This window comes from Actinokineospora spheciospongiae (assembly GCF_003182415.1).
Classification (GTDB): Bacteria; Actinomycetota; Actinomycetes; order Mycobacteriales; family Pseudonocardiaceae; genus Actinokineospora; species Actinokineospora spheciospongiae.
The window spans coordinates 182,681-202,101 of record NZ_QHCP01000001.1; the positions used below are offsets into that span (position 1 = coordinate 182,681).

Annotated in this window: 17 protein-coding genes and 1 pseudogene; 13 read left to right on the plus strand and 5 right to left on the minus strand. The window is 75.3% G+C overall.

What is annotated here, in order from left to right; genetic code table 11:
- Positions 1-4: 4 nt before the first annotated feature.
- A complete protein-coding gene (locus DFQ13_RS00760) occupies positions 5-253 on the minus strand; it encodes a hypothetical protein (RefSeq protein WP_110078413.1) in 249 nt (82 codons plus the stop codon).
- Between the two features lie 183 nt (positions 254-436).
- Here DFQ13_RS00760 and DFQ13_RS00765 point away from each other — a divergent pair, with 183 nt between their 5' ends.
- The gene (locus DFQ13_RS00765) at positions 437-4,954 is read left to right on the plus strand and encodes a cation-translocating P-type ATPase (protein WP_181399780.1); all 4,518 of its coding nucleotides are present in this window, start codon (positions 437-439) and stop codon (positions 4,952-4,954) included.
- Positions 4,955-5,004: 50 nt separating this feature from the next.
- Here the strand turns inward: DFQ13_RS00765 and DFQ13_RS00770 are convergent, their stop codons facing one another.
- Entirely contained in the window at positions 5,005-5,793 is a 789-nt protein-coding gene (locus DFQ13_RS00770; RefSeq protein ID WP_110078414.1) for an AraC family transcriptional regulator, read from the minus strand.
- Between the two features lie 49 nt (positions 5,794-5,842).
- Between DFQ13_RS00770 and DFQ13_RS00775 the strand changes: the two genes are divergently transcribed.
- Both DFQ13_RS00775 and DFQ13_RS00780 read left to right on the plus strand, forming a co-directional pair.
- Entirely contained in the window at positions 5,843-6,274 is a 432-nt protein-coding gene (locus DFQ13_RS00775; RefSeq protein ID WP_110078415.1) for a DUF2000 domain-containing protein, read from the plus strand.
- Between the two features lie 218 nt (positions 6,275-6,492).
- Positions 6,493-6,879, plus strand: coding sequence for a bacteriophage spanin2 family protein (locus DFQ13_RS00780; RefSeq protein ID WP_110078416.1), 387 nt, complete (start codon positions 6,493-6,495; stop codon positions 6,877-6,879).
- 105 nt (positions 6,880-6,984) lie between these two features.
- Here DFQ13_RS00780 and DFQ13_RS35860 read toward each other — a convergent pair.
- Positions 6,985-7,143 (minus strand): annotated as a pseudogene (locus DFQ13_RS35860) (hypothetical protein); the annotation flags it as partial.
- Between DFQ13_RS35860 and DFQ13_RS34645 the strand changes: the two are divergent.
- On the plus strand, positions 7,079-7,318 hold the full coding sequence (locus DFQ13_RS34645) for a hypothetical protein (protein ID WP_146240992.1): 240 nt from the start codon (positions 7,079-7,081) through the stop codon (positions 7,316-7,318). The pseudogene DFQ13_RS35860 and the gene DFQ13_RS34645 overlap by 65 nt on opposite strands.
- Here the strand turns inward: DFQ13_RS34645 and DFQ13_RS00785 are convergent.
- Positions 7,240-8,019 carry a GNAT family N-acetyltransferase gene (locus DFQ13_RS00785; protein WP_233438208.1) on the minus strand — a complete coding sequence of 260 codons (780 nt, stop codon included), beginning with the start codon at positions 8,017-8,019 and terminating at the stop codon, positions 7,240-7,242. The genes DFQ13_RS34645 and DFQ13_RS00785 overlap by 79 nt on opposite strands.
- Positions 8,020-8,214: 195 nt before the next feature.
- Between DFQ13_RS00785 and shbA the strand changes: the two genes are divergently transcribed.
- The 4 genes from shbA (at position 8,215) to DFQ13_RS00805 (ending at position 13,957) form a co-directional block, all read left to right on the plus strand.
- Positions 8,215-8,817, plus strand: coding sequence for an RNA polymerase sigma factor ShbA (shbA, locus tag DFQ13_RS00790; protein ID WP_084175315.1), 603 nt, complete (start codon positions 8,215-8,217; stop codon positions 8,815-8,817).
- A gap of 51 nt (positions 8,818-8,868) precedes the next feature.
- Positions 8,869-10,146, plus strand: a complete 1,278-nt coding sequence (locus DFQ13_RS00795) for a carboxylesterase family protein (protein ID WP_110078418.1) — start codon at positions 8,869-8,871, stop codon at positions 10,144-10,146.
- 33 nt (positions 10,147-10,179) lie between these two features.
- Complete coding sequence (locus DFQ13_RS00800; RefSeq protein ID WP_110078419.1) at positions 10,180-13,329, plus strand: acetyl-CoA carboxylase family protein; 3,150 nt, start codon at positions 10,180-10,182, stop codon at positions 13,327-13,329.
- 112 nt (positions 13,330-13,441) lie between these two features.
- Positions 13,442-13,957 (plus strand): OsmC family protein, encoded by a 516-nt coding sequence (locus DFQ13_RS00805; RefSeq protein ID WP_035279084.1) that lies wholly within the window; start codon positions 13,442-13,444, stop codon positions 13,955-13,957.
- Between the two features lie 12 nt (positions 13,958-13,969).
- Here the strand turns inward: DFQ13_RS00805 and DFQ13_RS00810 are convergent, their stop codons facing one another.
- Entirely contained in the window at positions 13,970-14,893 is a 924-nt protein-coding gene (locus tag DFQ13_RS00810) for an SDR family oxidoreductase (RefSeq protein ID WP_110078421.1), read from the minus strand.
- A gap of 96 nt (positions 14,894-14,989) precedes the next feature.
- Here DFQ13_RS00810 and DFQ13_RS00815 point away from each other — a divergent pair, with 96 nt between their 5' ends.
- The 5 genes from DFQ13_RS00815 (at position 14,990) to mhpA (ending at position 19,292) form a co-directional block, all read left to right on the plus strand.
- The gene (locus DFQ13_RS00815; protein WP_035279078.1) at positions 14,990-15,661 is read left to right on the plus strand and encodes a TetR/AcrR family transcriptional regulator; all 672 of its coding nucleotides are present in this window, start codon (positions 14,990-14,992) and stop codon (positions 15,659-15,661) included.
- Positions 15,662-15,911: 250 nt separating this feature from the next.
- The gene (locus DFQ13_RS00820) at positions 15,912-16,592 is read left to right on the plus strand and encodes a hemerythrin domain-containing protein (RefSeq protein ID WP_110078422.1); all 681 of its coding nucleotides are present in this window, start codon (positions 15,912-15,914) and stop codon (positions 16,590-16,592) included.
- A 72-nt stretch (positions 16,593-16,664) separates the two neighbouring features.
- Entirely contained in the window at positions 16,665-17,174 is a 510-nt protein-coding gene (locus tag DFQ13_RS00825) for a hypothetical protein (protein ID WP_146240994.1), read from the plus strand.
- Positions 17,171-17,707, plus strand: a complete 537-nt coding sequence (locus DFQ13_RS00830) for a hypothetical protein (protein ID WP_110078424.1) — start codon at positions 17,171-17,173, stop codon at positions 17,705-17,707. The genes DFQ13_RS00825 and DFQ13_RS00830 overlap by 4 nt, the downstream gene beginning before the upstream one ends.
- A 79-nt stretch (positions 17,708-17,786) precedes the next feature.
- A complete protein-coding gene (mhpA, locus tag DFQ13_RS00835; protein ID WP_110078782.1) occupies positions 17,787-19,292 on the plus strand; it encodes a bifunctional 3-(3-hydroxy-phenyl)propionate/3-hydroxycinnamic acid hydroxylase MhpA in 1,506 nt (501 codons plus the stop codon).
- Positions 19,293-19,421 lie beyond the last annotated feature (129 nt).

A 19,421-nucleotide genomic window follows, 5' to 3' on the forward strand; every position in this document is an offset into this window, starting at 1 on the left:
GCGGTCACCTCCGGTTGCGGAGGGCCTGCACCAGCAGTGCGATCGCTTCGACGGCCGCCGGGCTCGCCCCGGCGGCCGTCGCCGCTGCTCGGAGGGCGGGCTCGGCGTGGTGCAGGGCCGGGGTCAGCAGGGTCGAGGCAAGTGCGACCGGGGTCAGCAGGGGTGCCGGCGGGGCGAGGTCGACGACCAGGACCGGGCGCGTGCGGTCCCCGGTGGTCGGCTCGTGGATCAGCTCGAACATGGGCTTGTCCATTCGAGTGAGGGCGGTTCGAGCATCTCCCGCTGCCGGGCCGGGGCCAAGAAACGGTGTGTGAACCGTCGGTGCCGAAAGGACCACCTTCGGATGAATCGGGTGCGGCGGGGAGGGGTTGGCCTCCCGCCATGGGTATGACACGCGCTCAAGCATGCCGGACTGCGAGTGGGTGGAAGACGGTTGATGGTGTTGAAGAACGTGGTGCGGTTGCCGGAGTTGGCGGTGAGCGCACCGGGTCGCGTCCTGCGGGCGGCCGGGGAGGCGACGAGTGCGGCGCTCGACGTGGCCGACGAGGCCGTGGGCCTGGGCAGGCGGGCGGCTGCGACGGGGGTCGAGGCGGGGCGGGCGACCCTGGAGTCGACCGGGCGCCTGGTGCGCGACGCCTTCACCAAGCGGGAGCTGTGGTGGCGGGCGGGGCACCGCCTGCACCTGCCGGTGCGCCTGCCCGAGGATGCGCCCGAGCAGGTGCGGCGGGTGCTCGAGGACGTGGTGGCCGCCGTCCTGGAACACCCCGGGGTGGTGAGCGCCTACTGGGACGGTGGGCTGGCGCGCGTGGTGGTCCGGTTCGCCGAGGACGCGGCCACCGACAGGGTGGCGGCGGAGGTGTCCGCGCTGGCGCGCGAGTACGAACCGTCGCCCGCCAGCGCCGTCGAGCCCGCCGCGCACCCCGGGGACCTGCACGAGATCCGGTCCGCCGCGGTGGCCTTGGCGGTGACCGGCGCCGGTCTGGCGACCTCGCTGGCCGCCGGGGTGTTCCGGCTGCGCCGCCCGCCCCGGGTCGCCGCCGCCGCGCTGACCGTGGTGCGGGAGGACCCGCGGGTGCGGTCGCTGCTGCGGTCCCGGCTGGGTGGCGGGCCCACCGAGGTGGCGATCGCCGCCGCGACCGCCGCGGTGCACGGGTTCGGCGGTTCCCCGACGGAACTGCTGCTCGACGCCGCGCTGCGCACCGGGCAGTTGCTCGACGCCGCGGCTCGGGTGACCGCGTTCGAGCGGGTGCACGACGTGGTGTGCGTCCCCGGGCGGGAGAGCGTGGCGGGCGAGCCGGTTGCCAGGCCCGCGCTCGTCGACCCCGTCACCAGGTACGCGACCTCCGCCTCCACCGGCGGCCTGGTCGGGGCGCTGGTCACGGGGGTGCTCACCGGCGGTGTGCGCGAGGCGAGCGAGGCGGTCCTGGCCGGATCGCCGAAGCCCTCCCGGTACGGCTGGACCGGCTACGCCTCCGTGCTGGGGCAGGTCCTGGCGCGCGACGGGGTGCTGGTGCGCGCCCCGGAGCGGCTGCGCTCGCTGCAAACCGTGGACACGCTGCTGGTGCACGCCGGGGCGCTGCGGCTCGACAGCCGCACGGTCACCGAGGCCCACCCGCACGCCCCCGACTGGGGCGACGGCCGCCTGTGGGAGGCCGCCGAGGCCGCGCTGGCCGCCGCCGACTCCGGGTCTGATCCTGACGCCGACCCCGACGCGGTCCGGCTGCGGCCGGTCCCCGACGCCGAGGCGGACTCCACCGGGCTGATGATCGCCTCCGCCGACGGGCGCGACGTCGGCACGGTCCTGGTCGGGCACCGGCCCGACCCGGTCGCCCGGGCGGTGCTCGACGCCGCCGGGCAGGCCGGGCTGCGCGTCGTGGTCGTCGGCGACGACGGCACCGGGGCGAACGCGGTCGGGGCGGACGAGACGGTGTGCGAGCGGTCCATGGCCGAGGTCCTGCGGTCGCTGCGGGCCGACGGCCGGGTGGTGTGCGCCCTCGCCCGGCCGCGCGGCACGACCGGGGCGGACGCCGACGTGGTCGCCGGGGTGCTGGCGGCGGACTTCGCCGTGTGCCTGGCCGACCAGGACGCCGCCGTGGTGTGGGCGGCCGACGCGCTGTGCGTCGACGGGCTGGCCGGGGTGTGGCGGTTGGTGCGCGCGATCCCGGCGGCGCGGGCGGCGGGCAAGTACGGGGCGACCTGCGCCCAGGCCGCGACCGCCCTGTCCGGGCTGCTGGTCGCCACCAGCCAGCAGCGGCGGTGGGGGCGCCTGCTCTCCCCGGTGGCCCGGCTCAGCCCGGTCGACCTCGCCGCGGGCGCGGCCCTGGTGTCCGGGTGGGCGCTGGCCGCGGGTGTGGGCACGGCGCCCACCCCGGCGCCCCGGCCGCTGGTGCCGTGGCACGCGCTGCCCGCGGAGGGGGTGCTGCACCGCCTCCGCGAGCAGTCCGGGCGCGGTCGCCAGGTCGCCGACGACCTGACCGCGCGGGCCCGGCACCTGGGCGCGCGGCTGGCCGGGATGCCCGGCGCCGGGCCGCCGCGCGAGCTGCTGCGCCTGGCCGGTGCCGTGCGCACCGAGCTGGCCGACCCGCTCACCCCCGTGCTCGCCGTCGGCGCGGTCGCCTCGGCGGTGCTGGGCTCCACTGTGGACGCCCTGCTGGTCGTCGGCGTCATGGGCGTCAACGCCCTGGTGGGCGGCGGGCAGCGGTTGCGCGCGGAGCGGGCGCTGGCCGCGCTGGCGGTCACCCAGCGGCAGCGGGCGCGGGTGGTGGGCGAGCGCCGGACCGAGGTGGTCGACGCGGACGGGCTGGCACCCGGGCACGTGATCGAACTCCGGGGCGGTGACGTGGTGCCCGCCGACGCCCGGCTGCTGGAGGTCGACAGCCTGGAGGTGGACGAGTCCGCGCTCACCGGCGAGTCGCTGCCGGTGACCAAGGAGTCGACCGCGACACCGGCGGCGGCCATCGCCGACCGCCGGTGCATGGTCTTCGAGGGCACGACCGTGGTCGCCGGGTGGGCCAGGGCCGTGGTGGTGGGCACCGGGGCCGACACCGAGGCCGGGCGCGCGGTGTCGCTCGCCTCGCGGACCGCGCCGCCCGCCGGGGTGCAGGCGCGGCTGCGCGAGCTGACCGGCAAGGCGCTGCCGATGACGCTGGTCGGCGGCGCCGCGGTGACCGGGTTCGCGCTGCTGCGCGGTCGCCCGGTGCGCGAGGCCATCGGCGGCGGTGTCGCCGTCGCGGTGGCCGCGGTCCCCGAGGGGTTGCCGCTGGTGGCCACCGTCGCCCAGACGGCGGCGGCTCGGCGGCTGGGCAAGCACGGCATCCTGGTCCGCACGGCCCGCACGCTGGAGGCGCTGGGCCGGGTGGACACGGTGTGCTTCGACAAGACCGGCACGCTGACCGAGAACCGGCTCCGGGTGGTCGAGGTGGCCACCGCCGACGGGGTCTTCCCGGTGGACGCGCCCGAGGCCACCGCCGTCCTGGAGGTCGCGGCCAGGGCCTGCCCGCGGCAGCCGACCGAGTCGGGCGCGCACGAGCACGCCACCGACGAGGCCGTGCTGTCGGCGCTGCCCGAGGACAGCGGGTGGGAGCAGTTGGCGGGTCTGCCCTTCGAGGCCAGCCGCGGGTACGCGGCGGCCGTCGGGCGCACCGGGGACGACACGCTGCTGGTGGTCAAGGGCGCACCCGAGGTCGTGCTGCCGGGGTGCGCCGCGGTGCCCGCCGACACCGGCGAACTGGTCGAGACCCTGGCCTCGGCGGGACTGCGCGTGCTCGCGGTCGCCCGCCGCCCGGTCGCGGCCGACGACGCCGACGAGGTGCTGGACGAGCCGCTGGCCGAGCTGGAGTTCCAGGGCCTGCTCGCCCTCGCCGACACCCCGCGCGACAGCGCCGAACCGCTGGTCCGGAGCCTGCGCGAGGCGGGCGTGGCCCCCGTCGTGCTCACCGGCGACCACCCGAGGACCGCGCGCGCCATCGCGGTCGGCCTCGGCTGGCCGGAGGACACCAAGGTCGTCACCGGCGGCGAACTCGCCGCCCTCGACCGCGCGGGCGGCGCCCGGCTGCTGCGCGGCGCCGGGGTGGTGGCCAGGGTCGCCCCGGAGCAGAAGTTGCAGGTGGTGGAGGCGCTGCGGGCCGCGGGCCGGGTGGTGGCGATGGTCGGCGACGGCGCCAACGACGCCGCCGCGATCCGCGCCGCCGACGTGGGCATCGGCATCGCCGCCCGCGGCTCGGCCGCCGCCCGCAACGCCGCCGACCTCGTGCTCACCGACGACGACCTGGGCGCGCTGGTCGGCGCGGTGGCCGAGGGCCGCGCGCTGTGGCGCAGCGTCGCCGACGCCATCGGCATCCTGATCGGCGGCAACGCGGGCGAGGTCGGCTTCACCGTCCTGGGCACCATGCTGTCGGGCACCTGCCCGCTGTCCACCCGCCAACTGCTCCTGGTCAACCTGCTCACCGACATGTTCCCGGCCATGGCAGTGGCGGTGACCCCGGCCAGGGACGAGGCGGGCGGCGAGGAGGCCCCGGTCGGCGCGGCGGTGCTCGGCGGGCCGCTGATCACCCAGATCCGGCACCGGGGCATCATCACCGGCCTCGGCGCCACCACCGGGTGGCTGATCGGCAAGTGGACCCCGGGGACCGCGCGGCGCACCAGCACGATGGCCCTGTGCGGCCTGGTCGGCTCACAGCTCGTGCAGACCCTGTCCGGCAGGCGGCACAGCCCTCTGGTCCTGGCCACCACCCTGGGGTCGGCGGCGGCGCTGGTGGCGGTGGTGCAGACCCCGGGGGTGAGCCACTTCTTCGGCTGCACCCCGCTGGGCCCGGTCGCGTGGGCGGGCGTCGGCGCGGCGATGGGCACCGCGGCCGTCGGCCCGGTGCTGGTGCCACCGCTGGAAGCGGTCGTGAGCCGGGCGGCCTCCCGCCTCCCGGCCGTCCGGTTCACCTCGGGGGCCGGGCGGGGCTGACCCGGGGGATCGGGTGATCGCCGCGCGGGCGGACCCCGCCCGCGCGGCGATCACCCCCGGAACCGGGACGGCGGAACGCCGAGCATCCGCTTGAAGTGCCTGCCCAGGTGCGACTGGTCGTGGAACCCGGCCGCCGCGGCCACCTGCCCCGGCGCCATCCCGTCGAGCAGCAGCCGCCGCGCCAGGTCGACCCGGCGGCCGACGAGGTAGCGGTGCGGCGGCAGCCCGAACTCACCGCTGAACGCGCGCACCAGGTGCGTCGGGTGCGCGTGCAGCCGGGCCGCGGCCTCGTCGAGGGTGACGCCCTCGACGGTGCGCGCGTCGAGCAGGTCGCGCAGCCGCCGGGCCAGACCGGGTGCGCGGACGGCGGGGGCGGTGGTCGGGCCGCCGGTCAGGTGCATGCCGAGGCGTTCGCAGATCAGGGCCAGCCTGCTCTGCGCCTCCAGGTCCTCGTGGTGCGGGGCGAGCGCCCGGTGCAGCCGGTCCACCCGGTCGCGCAGCACCGGGTCCGGGATGCCGGGGGAGTCCACGGCGGCGCCGGTCAGGCCCGGGTCGAGCAGTTCGGGGCCGAGGTAGAGGACCCGCTTGCGGAACCCGTCCGGGGTGGCGTTGCGCCCGTCGTGCGGGACGTGCGGTGGCAGCACCGTCACCTGGGAGGTCAGCGCCCCGTGCTCGTGCCGGTCCAGGTCGTAGCGGACGACGCCCGAGTCGATGATCAGCACGGTCCAGGCGTCGTGGGTGTGCGCGGGGTAGGCGTGCTCGGCGAACCGGGCGTGCAGCACCTCGCGGACGCCGCCCAGCGACGGCCGCCACGCGGTGACCTCCGAGCGGACCGGCACGCCAAGAACGTACAAGACCCGGACCAGCCGACCGGCTGAGACTGGCCCGGTGGAACACGACACCGAACCGTCCCGCCCCGAAACCAAGATCGCCGTCCTGCTGCGCGACGACCTGCTGGGCTGGCAGGCGCTCAACGTCACCGCCTTCCTGGTCAGCGGCCTGACCGCGGCCAACCCCGACCGGATCGGCGAGCCCTACCTCGACGCCGACGGCACCGAGTACCTGCCGATGCTCGGCCAACCCGTGCTGGTCCTCCAGGGCGGCAAGGAGGTCGTCACGGCCGCGCACACCCGCGCCCTCACCCGCGGCCTGCGCATCACCGTCTTCACCGCCGACCTGTTCACCACCGGCAACGACCGCGACAACCGCGCCGCCGTCCGCGCGGTTCCCCGCGACCACCTGGACCTGGTCGGACTCGGCGTCCACGGTCCCCGCAACGCCGTCGACAAGATCCTCAAGGGCGCCCGGATGCACCCGTGACCGGTGGTGGAACGGGGTGTTCCGCCAACCGCCCTTGAACCCGTGTGCGGCGGATCGCCTTGACAGGGCGCGCACGGGTGCGGATGCTGGAGGTGCGAAGGGGAGTACCCCTCCGGCCGCAGGTCGTCAGTACGGTGGGTCAGTGCCCGCCCGGCCTCGGCGCCGCCCGGCTCGTCCGGCGGTGGGGAGACCTTCGGTCAAGGACCGGAGGCACCACCATGCGCACTTCCCCCATCGCCGTCGCCGTCGCGGGCGGTCTCGCCCTGCTCACCGGGTGCAGCGGCCTCCAGGACGCCGCCGACACCGCCGCCGCGGCCAGTCAAACCCTGTCCAGCGCCCAGGTCTGCCTCGACGCCGTGGGCGCCGTCGACTTCACCCCGGACGCGCTGAACCCGCAGAACACCGTGGAGCAGAGCCGAACCGCCGCCGAGACCCTGAACGGCCTGGCGGGCAAAGCCGCCGACACCACGGTGAACGACGCCATCCGGGACCTGTCCGACACGCTCGCCGCGGTGACCCTGGACGACCTCGCCTCGCCCGTGGTCTGGGTGCAGCGCAAGACCGACCAGGCCGCTGCCCTGCTCCAGGCGTGCTCGATGCGGTGACCCCGCGCGGAGCGCCCCGCACCGGCCCACCGGTCGGTGCGGGCGGGGCACCGCCATCCCGGCGGCCCGCAGCCGCTCCCGCGCCGTGCGCCCCAACGCGAGCAGCACCACCACGGCGGTGACCAGATCGACCGTCCCCCAACCGAAGTGGCCGAGCGCGCCGTAGCGGTGGAGCGCCGACCAGGCGTGGACCGACGCGATGAGCGCGATGCCCGACTCCGAAGCGGTCGTCCCCGGCCGGTTCCGCCACCACGTGCCCGCCACGCCGAAGACCGTGCCCGCGAGCAGTGCCCCGGCGGCGAAGGCCCACAACGCCCAGAAGGCGAGCGAGTTCGCCAACCGCGCGGCGGCCCGAATCCGCTACGCCGAGCCCACCCCACCCGCGGGCACGGTGTACTCCGTGAACCGTCCACACTCGACAAACCCCAACCGCCGGTAGACCGGCTTCCCGTCATCCGAAGCCTGGAGCACCGCGACGGACTCCCGCGCGCACCGCAGCGCGGCCTCCGTGATCGCCCCCGCGTACCCCTTGCGCCGGTGCGCGACCAGGGTCGCGACGTTGTAGATCCCGGCGACCTCGGCGTGCCGGAACACCTCCGCCGTGCAGACCGGCGCACCGTCCACGTACCCCACCAGGTACGAGGACGACGAGTCGAGGGCGTGCGGCGCGGCGTCGGCGAAGAACCGCTCGACGGTCGCGGCCGGGGGTTCCCAGTTGGCGGCGAGCACGCGGGCGAAGTCCGCCAGCTCGGCGGCGGTGTCGACCACCCGGATGTCCAGCCCGGACGGCTCCCGGTCCGGCCGCGACCGGCGCAGGTCCAGCCACATCCCGGCCTCGGACTCCGCGGCGGACAGCCCGGCGTCCACCAGGAGCTGGTCGAGTTCGGGCGAGCCCGGTCCCACCCACCAGGAGAACGGCCGCCCGGTCGCGGTCACCCGGTCCACCGTCTGCCGCACCCGCCGCCGGGGCGCCCCCGACTCGAACCGGGCCCTGGCGACGATGTTGAAGGTGTCGTCGGCGATCCCGCTGTCGGCGATGAGCAGGTCGGCGCTGTCCACCACCACCGCCCCGGGCAGCCGCCGGTGCAGGTGGGCGGCGTGTTCGGCGAGGTTGCGCTCCATGCTGTCCAGTAAGTCCACCGCCCCATCGAACCGTGTCCGGTGGCGCCGGGTCCCGGTGCACCCCGTCCGACCGGACAACGGCATGACAACTGCTTGACAAAGTCGCCCGGGGTGGTGACGCGCCCGGCGGGAGGGGCCAGGATCTGCGGCGTTGGTCCGAACGCGACGACCCGGGTGGCCCGGGCGGCGGGCGGGGGCGGGAGGAGGAGTCGCATGGTCGACGGCGGTGCGGCGGTGTCCGCGGACGGGGAGTCCGGTGGGGACCGGACCGACCGGTTGTTGCTCGGCCTGGTCGCGCGGGTGCACGCGGGGGAGCGGGCGGCGCTGGCCGAGGTGCTGGCGGTGGTGCGGCCCCCGGTGCTGCGGTACGCGCGGAACCGGCTGCGGCCCACCAGGGACGCGTTCGCGTCCGTCGAGGACGTGGTGCAGGAGACCTGCCTGGCCCTGGTGAAGGCGATCCCCACCTACCGGTGGGACGGGCGGCCGTTCATGGCCTTCGCCTACGCCATCGCCGCCAAGAAGATCGCCGACGTGTACCGGACCGGTTCGCGGGACCGGTCGAGCCCGGTGTGGGAGTTCGCCGACCGGCCCGACGGCCTGCCCGACCCGGAGCAGCGGTTCCTCGACCGCGAGCGGGGCGACCGGGCCGGGGCGCTCGTGGCCACCCTGCCGGTCGCGCAGCGGGAGGTCCTGTTCCTGCGGGTCATGGTGGGCCTGTCCGCCGCGGAGACCGCGGAGGCCCTCGGGACGACACCCGGCGCGGTGCGGGTGGCCCAGCACCGGGCGCTCACCGCGCTGCGGCGAAAGCTGCGGTGACCCCCGCCGGAGCCCTTCTGCGCAAGATCGTTCCTTTGTAGGGTGCCGCCCATGGCACAGCGTCAGCTCCGCACCCGGATGGGAACCCTGCTCGTCACCGACGACGGGGCGGTGGTGCGGGCGCGCGGCGTCCGCTACGCGACGGCGGGCCGGTTCGAGCGGCCCGAGGCGGTGCGGCCCTGGTCGGGGGTCGTGGACGCCACCCGGCGCGGACCGGTCTGCCCGCAACCGCCCTCCCGGCTGGGCTTCGCCACCGGCGAGTTCACCGACGGCATGGTCCACAGCGAGGACTGCCTGGTCGTGACCGTCGCCGCGCCCGCGGGTGCCGACGGGCTGCCGGTGCTGGTGTGGATTCACGGCGGCGCCTACGTCGAGGGCACCGGGGAGTGCGCCAAGTACGACCCGGTGGCGCTGGCGGCCGAGGCCGGGGTGGTGGTGGTGAACGTCAGCTACCGCGTGGGCGTCCTCGGCTACCTCGCCCCCACCCAGGCGGGCGGCGCGGACAACCTCGGCCTGCGCGACCAGGTGCTCGCCCTGCGCTGGGTGCGCGACAACATCGCCGACTTCGGCGGCGACCCTGGCAACGTCACCGCCTTCGGCCAGTCGGCGGGCGCGGACTCGGTGCTGGCCCTGATGCTGTCGGAGGAGGCCGACGGCCTGTTCCACCGGGCGATCATGCAGAGCGCCCCGCTGAGCATCTCGCAGGAGCGGGCCCCGCTGTTCGCGGCCGTGCGCGCCCGCCTCACCCACCTCGCCCACGGGGCGAGCACGGCGGAAATCCTCGCCGCCCAGGACGAGGCGGTCGCGGTGGCGCACCGGTTCGGCGCGTTCGCGGGCATGCCCTACGGACCGGTCCTGGGCAGCGCCCCCCTGCCGTCGGTCGCGGAGGTGCCCGCCCGCCTCGCCGACGCGGCGTCCCGGGTGGAACTCCTGATCGGCCACACCAAGCACGACGCCAGCCCGTTCGTGGTGATGTCCCCCGCGGGCCGCCGCCTCACCCGGCTGGGCAGGTCGGTGACCCGCATCGTCTCGGCGGGCGCCACGAAGCAGGTCTTCGCCGACCCGGCGCACAGGCTGGCCGACACGTGGGCGTCCAACGGCGGATCGGTGGCGCGGTACCGGTTCGACCGGGCCCCCGGCTTCCTGGGGGCGGGCCACTGCGTCGAACTCCCGTACCTGCTGGGCACCCCGGACTCCTGGTCGGACTCCCCGATGATGGGCGGCAAACCCCTGGACACCGCCCTCGCCACCAGGCTCCGCCGCACCTGGGGCGACTTCGCCCGCGGCGGCGTCGCGGCCCTGGAGTCCACGAACCTGCGGTTCGGTTGATCGCCAAGCGCGGCGCACCGGCAGGATCGGGGCATGACCACGCTCCTCATCGCCAACCGCGGCGAGATCGCCGTCCGGGTCCAGCGGGCCGCCACCGCCCTGGGCCTGCGCACCGCCGCGGTCTTCACCGCCGACGACCGCGACGCCCGGCACGTGCGGCTCGCGGCGGAGGCGCACCCGCTGACCGGTGAGCGGGGTTACCTCGACGGGGAGCAACTGGTCGCGCTCGCCGGGCGCGTCGGGGCCGCGCTCGTGCACCCCGGTTACGGCTTCCTCAGCGAGAACGCCGACTTCGCCGCCCGCTGCGCCGAGGCCGGGCTGACCTTCGTCGGTCCCGCCCCGGAGGCGTTGGCGCTGCTCGGGGACAAGGCCCGCGCCAGGGAACTGGCGGCAGGCCTGGGCATCCCGGTCCTGCCCGCCACCCCCGGCGGCGTCACGTCGGCGCAGGCGCGGGACTTCTTCGACGAGGTCGGCGCCGTGGTGGTGAAGGCCGTCGCGGGCGGCGGTGGGCGGGGCATCCGGGTGGTCACCGAGGCCGCCGACCTGGAGTTCGCCCACGAGCGGTGCCGGTCGGAGGCGGAACGGGCCTTCGGTTCCGGTGAGGTGTACCTGGAGCGGTACCTGCCCCGGGCGCGGCACGTGGAGGTGCAGGTCATCGGGGACGGGACGGCGGTCAGCCACCTGTGGGACCGGGAGTGCTCGGTGCAGCGCAGGCACCAGAAGCTGATCGAGGTGGCACCGTGCCCCGGGCTGCCCGCGCGGCGGCGGGCCGAGTTGTTCGCCGCGGCGACCCGGCTGGCGGAGGAGGTCGGGTACTCGGGGCTGGGGACGGTCGAGTTCCTGGTGGCCGACGACGGGTTCTGGTTCCTGGAGGTCAACCCGCGCGTGCAGGTCGAGCACACCGTGACCGAGGAGGTGACCGGCGTCGACCTGGTGGCCGCGCAACTGGAGGTCGCGCTCGGCCGCACGCTCGCCGACCTCGGGCTCACCCAGGACCGGGTGCCGCCGCCGCGGGGGCTGGCCGTGCAGTGCCGGGTCAACCTGGAGGAACCGCTGCCCGACGGCACCGCGCGGGCCACGTCCGGGGTGCTGACCGAGTTCGAGGTGCCCTCCGGGCCCGGGGTGCGGGTCGACACCGCCGGGTACCGCGGCCTGCGCGCGGTCTCCCGGTACGACTCGCTGCTGGCCAAGGTCGTCACGCACGTCCCGCACACCGACCTCGCCCGCGCCGCGGTGGCCGCGGAGGCCGCGCTGGGGGAGTTCCGGGTCGGCGGGCCGGGGACGAACCTGGCGTTCCTGCGGGAGGTCCTGCGGCACCCGGTGTTCCGCGCGGGGGAGTGCACCACCTCGTTCGTCGACGACCACGTGGCCGACCTGGTCACCGCCGCGCCCGAGGTGGCGCGGGCCGACCTCGCGGCGCCGTTCGCCGGGACCGTGGTCGACGTGCCCGCCGCGGTCGGGGCGCGGGTGGCGGCCGGGGCGCCGCTGGTGGTCGTCGAGGCGATGAAGATGGAGCACGTGCTGGTGGCGGCCGTGTCCGGGACCGTGGTGGAGGTGCGCGCGTCGGTCGGTGCGGTCACCGCCGACGGTGACGTGCTGGTGCGGCTGGACCCCGACGAGGCCCAAGCGGGCGCGGTGGCCACGGAGGAGGCCGTGGACCTGGCCGCGGTGCGGGCGGACCTGGCCGAAGTCCTGGAACGGCACCGGGTCGGGCTCGACGCGGCCCGGCCGGAGGCGGTGGCCAAGCGGCGGCGCCTCGGTCGGCGCACCGCCCGGGAGAACGTGGCCGACCTGTGCGACGCGGACTCGTTCGTCGAGTACGGCGCCTTGGCCGTCGCCGCGCAGCGGCAGCGGCGGTCGCTGGAGGAGCTGACCGCCAAGACCCCGGCCGACGGCATGGTCACCGGGATCGGCGGGGTGAACGGGCAGCGGTGCGCGGTGCTCGCCTACGACTACACGGTCCTGGCGGGCACCCAGGGCGTGATGAACCACCGCAAGACCGACCGGATGCTGGAGTTGGCGGCGCGGCACCGGCTGCCCGTGGTGCTGTTCGCCGAGGGCGGCGGCGGGCGGCCCGGCGACACCGACACCACGGCGGTGTCGGCCCTGGACGTCCCCACCTTCGTCACCATGGGCCGCCTCAACGGGCTGGTCCCCACCGTCGGCATCGCCTCCGGCCGGTGCTTCGCGGGCAACGCCGCCCTGCTGGGCTGCTGCGACGTCGTCATCGCCACCCCGGAGGCCACCATCGGCATGGGCGGGCCCGCGATGATCGAGGGCGGCGGGCTGGGCGTGTTCGCCCCGGAGGAGGTCGGGCCGGTGTCGGTCCAGGTGCCCAACGGCGTCATCGACGTGCTCGCGGCGGACGAGGCCGAGGCGGTGTCGGTGGCCAAGCGCTACCTGTCGTACTTCCAGGGCTCGGTCGCCGACTGGGAGTGCGCCGACCAGCGGGCGCTGCGCCACGTCGTGCCGGAGAACCGGGTGCGCGCCTACGACGTCCGCCGGGTGGTGGAACTGCTGGCCGACACCGGGTCCGTGCTCGAACTGCGCCCCGAGTTCGGCGTCGGCGTCCTCACCGCCCTGGTCCGCGTCGAGGGCAGGCCCATGGGGCTGCTGGCCAACAACCCCGCCCACCTCGGCGGCGCGATCGACACCCCCGCAGCCGACAAGGCCACCCGCTTCCTGCAACTCTGCGACGCCCACGGCCTGCCGGTGCTGTCGCTGTGCGACACCCCCGGCTTCATGGTCGGCCCCGACGCCGAGCGCACCGCCACCGTCCGCCACTTCAGCCGCCTGTTCGTCACCGGTGCGACGCTGACGGTGCCGGTCCTCGGCGTGGTCCTGCGCAAGGCCTACGGCCTCGGTGCCATGGCCGTGCTCGGCGGCAGCGTGCACGCCCCCGTCGCCACCCTCGCCTGGCCGACCGGCGAGGTCGGCGGCATGGGCCTGGAGGGCGCCGTCCGCCTCGCCTTCCGCCGCGAACTGGAGGCGATCGAGGACCCCGACAAGCGCCAGGAGACCTACGACTTCATCCTCGCCGAGGCCTACCGGCGCGGCAAGGCGGTCAACGCCGCCACCGTCCTGGAACTCGACGACGTGATCGATCCCGCCGAGACCCGCCACCGGATCGCCCGCACCCTGCCGCCCGCCACCCCGTCCGGGCGCCGTGTTGACACGTGGTGACCGTCGTGTGAACGCCTCGCCCGCTCCCGCGATGTGGGAGTCCGCTGTGGACCGCCGAAGCGGTGGGATCGTTGGGACCACAGCACTCCCCGACGATCCCCCGGAGGAACGCGTGACGACCCAGGTGCGGCTCAACCAGGTGGACATCGAGGCGGTGGGCGGCCTGGTCGCCGCCGTCCAGGCCGACAGCGCCAAGGCCAAGACCACGTGGGCGGCCCACGTGACCTGGACGGGCGGTTTCCAGTCGGAGGCCAAGGTCCGCCAGTTCCCGGCGGCCAAGTCCGACGAACCCCCCGCCCTCGGCGGCGGCGACACCGCGGCGAACCCGGTCGAGCAGCTTCTCGGCGCCCTGGGCAACTGCCTCGCCGTGGGCTACGCCGCCAACGCCACGGTCGCGGGCATCCAGCTCGACAGGCTGACCGTCGACGTCAAGGGCGACGTGGACCTGCACGTCTTCCTGGGCCTGGCCGAGGGCCACGCGGGCTTCGACGGCATCACCGCCACCGTGCGCATCGACTCACCCGCCGACCGCGCCGACCTGGAAGCCCTGCACGCCAAGGTCATCGCCAGCTCCCCGGTGGGCCACACGCTCACCGCCGCGGTCCCGGTCGAGGTCCGCCTGGCCTGACCGAGGGGCGGGTCAGACCGCCTGCGCGGCCAGGGTGACACCGGTCAGGCGCTCGGACTCGGCCCACAGGCGGGCGTTGGCAGCGGCGTCCCGCGCCCGACGGGTGGGCCGGACCGTGGTCGTGGGACCGACCAGCCCGAACCGGCCACCGGGCCCGTAGTAGCCGCCCGCCGTCGCGTCCGGGCTGGTGGCGGCGTGCAGCAACGGCTCGACACCGGTCCCCACCTCCTGCGAGGGCAGCGGGCCGACGCGGGTGAACCAGCTCTCGGTGGTCTTGTCGCGGCCGAGGCTGGCGCCCGCGGTCTGCAGGTTCGTCCGGGTGAAACCGGGGTGGGCGCCGGTGCTGAGCAGGTCCCACCCGCGCTCGGCGGCCAGGGCGGCGAGGTGCTGGGTGAACATCTGGTTCGCCAGCTTCGACCGCCCGTAGGCCGCCATCGGCCGGTAGCGGCGCTCCGAGTGCGGGTCGTCGTAGTCGATCCGGCCCACGGCGGCCAGGCCGCTGCTCATGGTGGCCACCCGGGGCGCGTCGGCGGCGAGCAGCAGCGGCAGCAGCCGCACGGTCAGGGCGAAGTGGCCGAGGTGGTTGCCGCCGAATTGGAGTTCGAACCCGTCGGCGGTGGTCATCCGCTTCGGCGGGGCCATCACGCCCGCGTTGTTGACCAGCAGGTCCAGCGGGGTGCCCTCGCCCAGCAGGCCGTCGGCGAACTCCCGCACCGAGGCCAGGTCGGCCAGGTCCACCCGGCGCACCTCCACCCGCGCAGCCGGGTGCGCGGCCAGGATCTCCGCCTTGGCCTGCTCGCCCTTGGCCGGTGTGCGCACGGCCAGCACGACCCGCGCCCCCACCTCGGCCAACCTGCGCGCGGCCTCCTTGCCCAGCCCACTGTTCGCACCGGTCACGACGACGAACCTGCCGGTCTGATCGGGGATGACGTACATTCGGAACTCCTTAAAGACTGTCGGTCTGTTATGACTCCGACGCTAACAGACCGCCGGTCTGCTGACAAGAGACCATCGGTCTTCTAGGCTGCGCGCATGACGTCCTTCAAGCGCGCCCGCAGCGAGGAGCAGCGCGCGAAGCGCAGGCAGACCATCCTCGACACCGCGGCCGCGATGCTGACCGAGATGCCGGTGGCACAACTCAGCCTGAACGAGCTGAGCAGGCGCGTCTGCCTGGCCAAGTCCAACGTCCTGCGCTACTTCGAGTCCCGCGAGGAAATCCTCCTCGAACTCCTCGCCACCGCCACCCACCAGTGGCTCACCGACCTCGACACCACCCTCACCACCCCCGCCGACGCCGCACTGCCCGACCGCCTCGACGCCCTCACCACCACCACCGCGACCTCGCTGGCAGCCCGCCCGACCCTGTGCGACCTGCTCGGCAACCAGGCCGCTGTGCTGGAGCACAACGTCTCCCCGCAGATCGCCGCCGACTACAAGCGCGCCACCCTCGCGGGCGTCGCCACCCTGGCCGGGGTGGCACGCCGGTGCGTCCCGGAACTGGGGGAGGCCGACGCCACCGGCTTCGCGGGCGCCACGGTCGTGCTGGCGGGTGCCCTGTGGGCGCACAGCCGCCCGTCGAAGGCCATGCTCGCCGCCTACGCCGCCAACCCCGACCTCGCGGCGCTCCGGCTCGACTTCACCGCCACGCTCACCGAGGCGCTGGGGGTGTTCCTGGCGGGCCTCCTGGCCCGACAAACCCGTTGACCGGTGCTGTTCCCCCGGCGTTTTTGTCGGTGAGCCGCGCGGGGAGACCGTGCTGTGAGAGTGGGGCGGTGGCCGGGTCTGGCCGCTGTACCTGGAGGGGCCGATACCCGCGAGATGGCGCCCCCACCCACACCTGAGTGTCGGCCGGCGGGCAAGCCGGGAGCAGGCCGCGCTTAAGCGGGCGTCAATAGGGTGGCCGCGCACAGGACACCAGCGGTCGGGCGGCGACCGGTGGAGCGGGAGGGGAACCATGCGCATCGACCCGAACGGACCCGAGGACGAGCCCGAGGTCCGGCAGATGGTCGTCATCCACAAGGCGCTGCGCAAGCAGTTCGCCCTCCTGCCCGAGCAGGTCCGCGCCGTGGCCGACGGGGACCGCGCCCGCGCCGCCGCCGTCGCCGACCACGTGCGCAGCCTGCTGCTGCTCCTGCACGCGCACCACCACAGCGAGGACGAGGTGCTGTGGCCGCTGCTGCAGCAGCGGGCACCGCTGGAGGAGGCCCTGATCCGGGAGATGGAGGCCCAGCACGGCGCGGTCGACGCCGGCATCCGGAAGCTGACGCCCCTGGTGGCCGCCTGGGCGGAGCGCGGCGACCGCGCCACCGCGTCCGACATCGCCGCGGAGTTGGCCGGGCTCACCGCGCACCTCGACGAGCACCTGGACGCCGAGGAGGAGAAGGTGTTCCCGCTCGTGCTCGACCACCTCAACGTCGCCGAGTGGGAATCGGTGGTGGCGGAGGGGCCGAAGCAGATGCCGTCCAGCCCGCGCATCGGCATGGTCACCATCGGCGTCGTCCTCGACGCCGCCGACCCGGCGGAGGGGGACTGGTTCTTCCGCAACCTCCCCGCCAAGGGCAAGATCGCCTGGCGCGTGTTCGGCCGCTCGTACTACCGGCGTTACTCGGCCAGGCTCGGCACCACGGCGGTCTGAGCCCCATTCCACCCGGGTACCGATGTTGCGGAAAGCGGGGACGGCCCCAGCCGCCACTGGTACTACTTCCGCATGGGAAACAGGGGGCTTTCCAAGGCGGGGATCGTGCTCGCGCTGGTCCTCGGCGGTCTTCCGCTGACGGTCTTGGGCGCGGACGCGGCGCGGCAGCCGGACAACCGGGCGCACGTCGACCGCGCGGAGACCGCCCAGGCGCAGGCCAGGGCGGTGGCGATCACCGAGGCGCTGTTCTCCTACTCGAGCGCAGACCTGCCCGCGCAGCGCGCCGAGGTCGCCGACCTCATCACCGGCGACCTGATCACCCAGTACACCGATCTGCTCGACCAGGCGGAGAAGAGCGTGCGGGAACAGCAGGTGACGCTGACGTCGAAGGTCACGCACTCCGGGGTCCGCCTCCTCGACCCCGGGAAAGCCGAAGTCCTGCTGTTCCTGACCCAGTCCAGCGCGCGGCCGGGCGAGGCCCCGCAGTCCGCGGGCGCGCAGTTCGTCCTGACCCTGGTCCGCGGCGACAGCGGTTGGCAGCAGGCCAAGGGGTCCACCATCGACCTGCTGGGTGCCCGGTGAACGCCCCGAACCGCAGGGCGCTCGTCGCCGTGGTCGCCCTCGTCCTGGTCGCGGCAGCCTTCGGGTTCGCTGTCCTGCTCGGGGACCGGACCACCGCGGGAACCGCCGTTCCCGTCCAGCCCACCGGGTCCCCCGCCGACCGCGAGGCCGCCACCACCCGCGACGACGTGGTCCGGGTGGGCGGTGACGGCGCGCGCGTCCTGAACACGCTGCGGGTCGCCACCTTCGACGCCGACTACGACGCCTGGGAGCAGGTCGCCACCGGCGACCTGCTCGACTCGCTGCGCACCGGGCGGACCTCGAGCCGGGAGAGGTTCCTCGCGGCCGGGACGTCCACCACCGGCCACGTCCTCGCCGCCGCGGCGGAACAGGTCGACGCCGACCGCGGCACCGCGACCGTCCTCGTCGCCCTCCGCGTCACGGCGGAGTCCGCCACCGCTCCGACGGAGACGCTGGTGCGCGTGCTCGTCACCGTGACCCGCACCGCCGACGGCTGGCGCCTCTCGGGGATCGCCCACGCCCCGGTCCGATGACGCCCGCCCGGGGGAATCCCCGGTCGCCCGGAGTCGTCCACCGGCGGGTTCAGCGGTGGCGGTCCGTACCGTGGCCGCCATGACCGTGCCTCCCGCCGAAGCGCTGCCGGTGGTCGTCGTCGGCGCCGGGCCGACCGGGCTGACCTCGGCCATCCTGCTGGCCCGGCGCGGGGTCCGCAGCGTCGTCCTGGAACGGCACCGCGACGTCTACCCGCTGCCGCGCGCGGTGCACCTCGACGACGAGGTGGTGCGCATCCTGCAACGGGTGGGCGTGGCGGAGGGGTTCCGCGCCATCAGCCGACCGGTGGCCGGGCTGCGCCTGGTCGACGGCGGGCTGCGCACGATCGTCGAGTTCCGCCGGGACAGCCTGGAGGGCGCGCACGGCTGGCCGCAGGCGAACCTGTTCGACCAGCCCGACCTGGAGCGGTTGCTGCGCGCCGCAGCGGCGGAGCACCCCGAGATCGACCTGCGCGGCGGCCACGAGGTGGTCCGCGCGCAACTCCCGGCGAACCCCCGCGACCCGGTGCGGGTGCACGTCCGCGACCTCGGCACCGGGGCGGTCGGCCACGTCGACGCCCGCGCCCTCCTCGGTTGCGACGGCGCGAACAGCCCCACCCGAGCGACCATCGGCGCCGCGATGCGCGACCTGCGCTTCGAGGAGCGGTGGCTGGTCGTCGACGTGCTCTGCCCGACCCGGTTGGACGTGTGGAACGGGGTGTACCAGGTCTGCGACCCGCACCGCGCCGCCACCTTCATGCAGGTGGGCGCCGAGCGCTACCGCTGGGAGTTCCGCCTGCGCGAAGGCGAGACCAGCGCGGACCCGGACCTCGACGCCCTCCTGCACCCGTGGACCGGCGGCGCCGAGGTCGAGGTGCTGCGCCGGGCCGAGTACACCTTCCGGGCCCAGGTCGCCGACCGCTGGCGCCGAGGCCGCACCTTCCTCCTCGGCGACGCCGCCCACCTGACACCCCCGTTCATCGGCCAGGGCCTGGGCTCCGGCCTCCGCGACGCCGCCAACCTCACCTGGAAACTCGCCGCCGTCCTCACCGGCACCGCCGACGAGTGCCTCCTGGACACCTACGAGCCCGAACGCCGCCCCCACGCCACGACGATGATCCGCACCGCCGTCGCCGTCGGCTGGGCCATGACCGGCGGCGGCCCACTCGGCGCCACCGTCCGCAGGCGGGCGATCGCGGGCGCGGGCCGCATCCCCGGCGTCACCGACCTGGTCCTCAAGACCACCTCCCCCCGCCTGCGCCGTGGCACCCTCGTCCGCACCGGCCCGCGCGACCGCCTGGCGGGCACCCTGTGCCCCCAACCCCGCATCCCCACCCCCACCGGCCCCCGCCGCCTCGACGACGTGCTCGGCGACGCCTTCGGGATCATCCACAGAGGACCGATCGAACCCGCCCCCGCAACCACGGCCCGCAGGCTCGGCGCGGTGGTCGTGCGCGCGGACGGGTGCCCCGAACTCCTCCGCTGGCTCGGCCGCTCCCGCGCCGCCCTCATCCGCCCGGACCGCGTCGTCGTCACCGGCTTCCCGAGCCAGGACGTGCCCACGTGCGTGGAACTGTTCTCGGCTTAGAACCCACCCGCCCAACGACAAGCCACTTCGAACCCCATCGGCGCAGCAACAACTGGTGACCCCCGCAACCGCCAGCTCGGCCACCAGTCACCCCGAATCTCACCGGCGCAGCGAAAACCGCCCACCCAA

Coding starts and splice junctions, on each gene's coding strand:
- DFQ13_RS00780 (WP_110078416.1), top strand. CDS start 6,493: ATGCGCACTTCCCCCATCGCCGTCGCCGTCGCGGGCGGTCTCGCCCTG.
- DFQ13_RS00825 (WP_146240994.1), top strand. CDS start 16,665: ATGGGAAACAGGGGGCTTTCCAAGGCGGGGATCGTGCTCGCGCTGGTC.
- mhpA (WP_110078782.1), top strand. CDS start 17,787: ATGACCGTGCCTCCCGCCGAAGCGCTGCCGGTGGTCGTCGTCGGCGCC.
- shbA (WP_084175315.1), top strand. CDS start 8,215: ATGGTCGACGGCGGTGCGGCGGTGTCCGCGGACGGGGAGTCCGGTGGG.
- DFQ13_RS00765 (WP_181399780.1), top strand. CDS start 437: ATGGTGTTGAAGAACGTGGTGCGGTTGCCGGAGTTGGCGGTGAGCGCA.
- DFQ13_RS00800 (WP_110078419.1), top strand. CDS start 10,180: ATGACCACGCTCCTCATCGCCAACCGCGGCGAGATCGCCGTCCGGGTC.
- DFQ13_RS34645 (WP_146240992.1), top strand. CDS start 7,079: ATGAGCGCGATGCCCGACTCCGAAGCGGTCGTCCCCGGCCGGTTCCGC.
- DFQ13_RS00820 (WP_110078422.1), top strand. CDS start 15,912: ATGCGCATCGACCCGAACGGACCCGAGGACGAGCCCGAGGTCCGGCAG.
- DFQ13_RS00815 (WP_035279078.1), top strand. CDS start 14,990: ATGACGTCCTTCAAGCGCGCCCGCAGCGAGGAGCAGCGCGCGAAGCGC.
- DFQ13_RS00760 (WP_110078413.1), bottom strand. CDS start 253: ATGGACAAGCCCATGTTCGAGCTGATCCACGAGCCGACCACCGGGGAC.
- DFQ13_RS00810 (WP_110078421.1), bottom strand. CDS start 14,893: ATGTACGTCATCCCCGATCAGACCGGCAGGTTCGTCGTCGTGACCGGT.
- DFQ13_RS00795 (WP_110078418.1), top strand. CDS start 8,869: ATGGCACAGCGTCAGCTCCGCACCCGGATGGGAACCCTGCTCGTCACC.